Origin of the sequence: Bacillus sp. JJ1122 (assembly GCF_036964885.1) — a bacterium.
Classification (GTDB): Bacteria; Bacillota; Bacilli; order Bacillales; family Cytobacillaceae; genus Mesobacillus.
On record NZ_JBALQL010000042.1, the window covers coordinates 20,915 to 27,276 of the forward strand.

Below are 6,362 nucleotides of genomic sequence, written 5' to 3' on the forward strand. Positions count from 1 at the left end.
TCAACAGGGTTTAAAAATCTATATTCAACTTTAACAGAGCCATTAGTTAAATTCAGTCAAACCAGGTAAACCAGCGCGTTAATGTCGAATATTTACATAGACAAACTCCCTGACATCTGCCAAAAAAATCGGTCTTTTGTCACATTTTTGCCTGTTCGACGCGTTTCTCCGCATCTTCTTAATATTCGACAAAGGGATTTGCGTTTTTTCAACGAATGTTTTAGAAATGGAAAAGTTAAACTGGGGGACTTAAAAAAATGCTGCCAATAACACAAAACAGATTGCTTAGCTTCCTGACTAGTGAAAAAGAAATTCTGATTGCTGATTGGAATGAAAATATAATCGTATCTGAAGACGATCCATATAAGCAAAAAATAAATAAGAATGCTGAAGAAATGTACGCAATTATTTTATCAGTCTTTACTAAAACGAATGAAGAGCTTGATGAACATCTTCAAAAAATAGCGTTTACCGTAGGAGAGGAACGAGTACGCTCTGATATCAATATTGGAGATTTTGTATTTAACGTGAACTCCGGCCGTTCTATCATTTACAAGCATTTGCACAAACTGAATATGGAATGGGAAGAACTCCAAGGCACAATTAATAGAATCAACTATTGCTTTGATACTTTCCTATATTACGCAGTATCCTATTATAATGAACAAAAAAATAAAATCATCGAGGAAAAAAACCAATTCATTGATTCAACACATAAGGACAGATTGACATTGCTTGGACAAATGACCTCGAGTTTTATTCATGAATTTCGAAACCCATTAACTTCAATTCAAGGATTCATCCAGCTTTTAAAATCAGATCATCCCGAAATGAAGTATCTGGATATTATCTCTAGTGAATTAGAGCAATTGAATTTCCGCATTTCCCAATTTCTGCTTTTATCGAAAAAAGAACTGATTGGAAAAGAGAAGAGTCTATTCTCCTTGAACAAGATGATCGATGAAGTATTAAATTTCCTTTATCCAAGTATCCTCGATACGAATGTCCGGATTGTCAAGAATGTCTCAGATGACATGGAATTATTCGGTTATGCGGATGAAATCAGACAGGTACTCATCAACATTATCTTTAACGCCATTGATGTTTTAAGCCAATACCGGGATGATCCAAAAATTGAAATCAAGGGATTTTTCGTGAATGACACTCATATAAAATTAGAAATTGCTAATAACGGGCCAGTGATTCCTGACAATTTGCTGAAGACGATATTCGAACCTTTTGTCACAACAAAAACCCTTGGAACCGGCTTGGGTCTTTTCGTCTGCAGGGAAATTATTGAAAAACATAAAGGGATTCTTGCATGTTCATCAGAACCTGAAAAAACATCTTTTATCATTTTGCTGCCTCTCACCCCAATTGAAAATTGATTTTTACTATCAAAAAAGCCCGTCCTTCATATAGAAGTGACGGGCTTTCGATATTATTCTGTATACTCTAATGACCGTTTTTCATTCAAACTTTTTACTCTAAGTTTCTCACTCTTTACTGCATGTTTCTTTTCTGATTCAGCCACAATGACTGCGCATGCTGCGTCACCTGTAATGTTTACAGCTGTACGCGCCATATCAAGCAGTCGGTCAATTCCGAGAATCAATCCAATACCCTCAACAGGCAATCCGACAGATTGCAGAACCATCGCAAGCATGATCAACCCTACTCCTGGAACACCTGCTGTTCCAATACTTGCAAGGACTGCCGTTATAACAACTGTTGCAAGCTCTGCAAGTGATAGGTCCACCCCATATACCTGTGCAATAAAAATTGTTGCAACCCCCTGCATGATTGCCGTACCATCCATATTGATCGTCGCACCGAGCGGCTGGACAAAGCTGCTGACTGATTCTGGAACACGCAGATTCTTCTGTGCTGTTTCCATCGAAACTGGCAGAGTAGCATTACTGCTTGAAGTACTGAAAGCTACACCCATCGCTGGAGAGAAACCTTTGAAGAACCAGAAAGGGTTTTTACCAGCAAGGAAATATACACTTGATCCATAAGTTAAAAGAGCATGAATGATTAATGCAAGGACTACTACAAGCATATATACGCTCATCGCTTTAATGGCATCGACTCCCTGGCTGCCAATTGCGGTTGCAATTAAGCCAAATGTTCCATAAGGAGCAAATTTCATGACCAGCCCTACTAAATACATCATGATCTCATTACCTTGCTCGACAAGATTTAAGATCCCTTTCGTTTTATTGCCAAGCGCTGTTAAAGCTAATCCTATGAATAAAGCAAAGACGATGACTTGAAGCATATTTCCTGAAGTTAATGCTTCAAACGGATTTGTTGGAATAAGATTTAAGAAGGTGTCGCTGACCGATGGCGCCTTTTCTGCCTTAAATTCTGCTCCGCTTGTATCAAACTCTCCCATTAAACCAGGCTTAATAAGGTATGACAAGGAAAGACCAATCACAATCGCAATCGCTGTAGTGACAAGAAAGTAAGAGACTGTTTTCAATCCAATCCTGCCGAGTTTTTTAGGATCCCCTAACCCAGCTGTTCCCAAAATGATTGAGAATAAGACAATCGGCACAACAAGCATGCTAATTAAATTTATGAAAATCTTGCCTAACGGCGTAAATAAAAATTTATCCAAAACTGAGAACAGTTCTGGTGAAAAGATGTTGAGAATTAATCCGGTCAGAGCACCTAGACCAAGACCGATTAATATCTTTGTTGTTAGCTTCATATTCTTCCTCCCAGAAAAAAGTGTAAAAAACAATGTAAGATTTTATTCCCTCAGGAAACAAAGTTTAAACACCCTAGAATCAAATGGAGGATTGTACCATAAGGAGGCTATTAATATGTTATCAATAAAAGTAGATAGGGAGATTGAGTTACACCTCCTTCAGACTTATCATGCTGATGAGCTTTTTTGGCTGGTGGAATCTAACCGGGATTATTTACGGACTTGGCTTCCCTGGGTAGACAATATGCTCGCTGTAGAACAATTTCATTTGGCTATCGATATGTGGCAAAAACAATTTCAACAGAAGCAAGGGTTTCATTTAGCCATCAGATACAGAGGGATCCTGGCAGGGTGCATTAGCCTGCAAGGAGTGGACTGGTTTAATTCACAGGCAAGCATTGGGTATTATCTGATAGAAAAAATGCAGGGAAAAGGTATCATTACAAGGGGAATCCAAGCAGTCATAAGCTATGCCTTTTTTAAGCTCGGCCTTAACCGGATTGAGGTACGGTGCGGAAGAGATAATTTTAAAAGCCAGGCAATCCCAGAAAAATTCGGGTTTAAAAAAGAGGGTATGATCCGTGATGGCGAGTTCCTCAATGGGAGGTACCATGATTTGATTGTATATGGACTTTTATCAAGAGAGTGGCAGCAGAAATTGGGCAGATTAATCCGGTGACACCAGTTAAACGGATACTCACTTTCAGGTAATCTTAAGTCACAGGCAGATGCAGAACGAAAGTTGTTCCATTGCCATTGGAATCAACTGTAATTTTCCCACCATGTTCTTCAACGATTTTATAGCAGATCATCAATCCAAGTCCGTTTCCATTTTCTTTCGTAGTAAAAAATGGCTTACCCAGCTTGTCCAAGTGTTCAGGCGGGATGCCCTTCCCTTGGTCCATGATCGAAATAAGAATTGTATCCTCCCCTTTTGTTAATTCAACGATAATCTCACCAGGTGTATCCATTGCATCAATTGCGTTCATCAGTAAATTAATAAATACCTGTTTCATTTTGTCCCCATCACAAAGAAGCATAGCATCACTAAGATTTGAGCGTTTTGTAATCTCAACGCATTTTTTTGCTGCTTCAGCCATAAGCAAGGTGATTGCATGATCAGCCAGACAATTTACATCAAATGAACTAAAATCGGAGTTATGAGGTTTAGCCATCATCATCAATTCTTTTGAAACTGCTTCGATCCTTTTAATTTCATCTTCCATTATTGCTAAATAGCTATGGTTCATTTTAGACTCAGTCTTCATAAGCTGGATAAAACCCTTCAAGCTTGTTAAGGGATTTTTTATTTCATGTGCAATGCCGGCAGCAAGCTGACCAACAACATTTAATTTTTCGTACTCAAGAATAAAATGTTCCGCTTTAATTTTTGCAGAAACATCACTTGTTACAGAAATTAATTCGAAAGGCTGATTCGTTTCAGGGTGCCTGATTACAGAAATTTGTGAATTCACCCAAATATACACTCCGTCTTTCCGCTTTATGCGATAAGTAAGGCAGCAAATACCCTCACCTTCAGGCATATCAACGCTCGAGATTCTTTTGTAATCGTCAGCATGTACAAAAAAGGTGTAAAGTCTGCCGATTAGTTCGGAAGGTTCGTATCCAAGCATGGTTGCAACAGAAGGAGAAACATATTTAATAAGACCCTCCGTTGAACGCTTGCAAATAAAGTCCATTGCTGGTTCGACCCAAATATTTTCATTAGGTTTTGCAAGTTTATTCAATTTATTTTCCAAACTTGATACGAGAATACTCATAGACAGCCTCCTTTCTTAGATTTTACTGAATATTTTTATAAGTTACAAATACTAAATGTTAAATTTCAGTTAATTAGGATTTTTTTACCATTGGGAAATTTTCAACCGAAGTCTTAATTTATCCGGTTTGTAAAAATCTGAATTTTCTAATATAATTAACCATAAACTTCATACTTTATGTGAAAGTTTCATACATTATTATCAAACGTATTAATTTTCACCTTTACCTTATCTCAATATGGTATAATTAATTTTAAATTTAAAAAGCTGAGGTGGTATGATGGGGCATTCTATCGTATCAAGAAAATAACAGCCATGAGCGCGGAAGCAACAGTGTAACAGGATCAAGGCCCTGGCTGTAGCAGCCGCACGGAATGGGCCGGTTTAAATCTTGAACAAATTAGTCATGACATTAATAAATGGAGCTTGTTTTACAGGCTTAATTTTCAGATTATCAGGAGGTGACTCCTTACCCGTAAATTTGCGGGTTAAGGGAATTTATTTGGACATATTTAACTTGGTTATGATAGCCATTTTAATTGCTTTAACGGCATTTTTCGTCGTATCAGAATTTGCGATTGTTAAAGTGAGAAGTTCCAGAATTGATCAATTAATAGAAGAAGGCAACAAAAAGGCCATAGCTGCAAAAAAGGTAATATCAAATCTGGATGAGTATTTATCCGCTTGCCAGCTTGGAATTACAGTTACTGCATTAGGAATAGGGTGGCTTGGTGAACCGACAATAGCTTCAATACTTCGCCCAGTGTTTCGCAGTCTAGATATTCCAGAATCATTCAGCCACGTTTTGGCAGTAGGAATATCATTTGCCATTATCACATTTCTTCATGTGGTAGTCGGAGAATTGGCCCCGAAGACGCTGGCGATTCAAAAAGCAGAGTGGGTTTCACTTAATACAGCTCGTCCACTGATCTTGTTCTATAAAATAATGTACCCTTTCATCTGGGCATTGAACGGATCTGCACGACTGGCCACAGGCCTTGTTGGACTAAAGCCTGCTTCCGAACATGAATTGGCACATTCTGAAGAGGAACTTCGCATCATCCTTTCTGAAAGCTTAAAAAGTGGTGAAATCAACCAGTCAGAGTTTAAGTATGTAAACAAAATCTTTGAATTCGACAACCGGATCGCCAAAGAAATCATGGTGCCACGTACGGAAATTATCTCCCTGTCTAAAGAAGACACACTGGAGACTTTCCTTCAGGTTGTAAAGGAAGAAAAATTCACACGCTACCCAATCATTGATGGTGACAAGGACCACATCGTTGGGTTAGTCAATATAAAAGAAGTAATGACGGACTTGATTGATGAAGAAGGCCGTAGCAAGAAAACGCTAGATTCATATATTCGTCCGATCATCAGGGTTATTGACAGCATTCCAATCCATGATTTGCTTGTCAAAATGCAAAAGGAACGAATTCATATGGCCATCTTAATGGATGAGTATGGTGGTACTTCCGGACTTGTCACGGTTGAGGATATTTTAGAAGAAATCGTCGGTGAAATCCGCGACGAGTTCGATATGGATGAGATTCCGATGGTCCGCATGATCAAGGAAAGCCATTATCTCATAGATGCCAAAGTCCTCGTGGGCGAGGTTAATGACCTCCTTGGCCTTGATATTAACGATGAAGATGTGGATACGATTGGCGGCTGGATGCTTACGGAGAACTATGAAGTGAAACAGGGTGACATTGTCAGCTGTAGCCCTTACTTATTTAAAATCATTGAAATGGAAGAGCATCATATTAAATATATCGAAGTAACCAAGCAGCAGGAATCTGAAAAACCAGCAGAAAACTTTTTGTTGAATCAGACAGAAGTGTTATCATAAGAAAAGCGCAAGC

The 6,362-nt window shown here is 38.5% G+C and carries 5 protein-coding genes; 3 read left to right on the forward strand and 2 right to left on the reverse strand.

Annotated elements, in window-relative coordinates:
• The first annotated feature begins 257 nt into the window (after positions 1–257).
• Entirely contained in the window at positions 258–1,388 is a 1,131-nt protein-coding gene (locus V7201_RS20650; RefSeq protein ID WP_335378645.1) for a histidine kinase N-terminal domain-containing protein, read from the forward strand.
• Between the two features lie 53 nt (positions 1,389–1,441).
• Here V7201_RS20650 and V7201_RS20655 read toward each other — a convergent pair whose 3' ends face one another.
• Positions 1,442–2,716: a dicarboxylate/amino acid:cation symporter gene (locus V7201_RS20655; RefSeq protein WP_335378646.1), complete on the reverse strand. Its 1,275-nt coding sequence runs from the start codon at positions 2,714–2,716 to the stop codon at positions 1,442–1,444.
• 115 nt (positions 2,717–2,831) lie between these two features.
• Between V7201_RS20655 and V7201_RS20660 the strand changes: the two genes are divergently transcribed.
• Positions 2,832–3,395, forward strand: coding sequence for a GNAT family N-acetyltransferase (locus V7201_RS20660; protein ID WP_335378647.1), 564 nt, complete (start codon positions 2,832–2,834; stop codon positions 3,393–3,395).
• 34 nt (positions 3,396–3,429) lie between these two features.
• On the opposite strand, the gene V7201_RS20665 is transcribed toward V7201_RS20660, so the two are convergent.
• Positions 3,430–4,497 (reverse strand): ATP-binding protein, encoded by a 1,068-nt coding sequence (locus tag V7201_RS20665; RefSeq protein WP_335378648.1) that lies wholly within the window; start codon positions 4,495–4,497, stop codon positions 3,430–3,432.
• 502 nt (positions 4,498–4,999) lie between these two features.
• On the opposite strand from V7201_RS20665, the gene V7201_RS20670 reads away from it, so the two are divergent.
• A complete protein-coding gene (locus V7201_RS20670) occupies positions 5,000–6,349 on the forward strand; it encodes a hemolysin family protein (RefSeq protein WP_335378649.1) in 1,350 nt (449 codons plus the stop codon).
• Positions 6,350–6,362 lie beyond the last annotated feature (13 nt).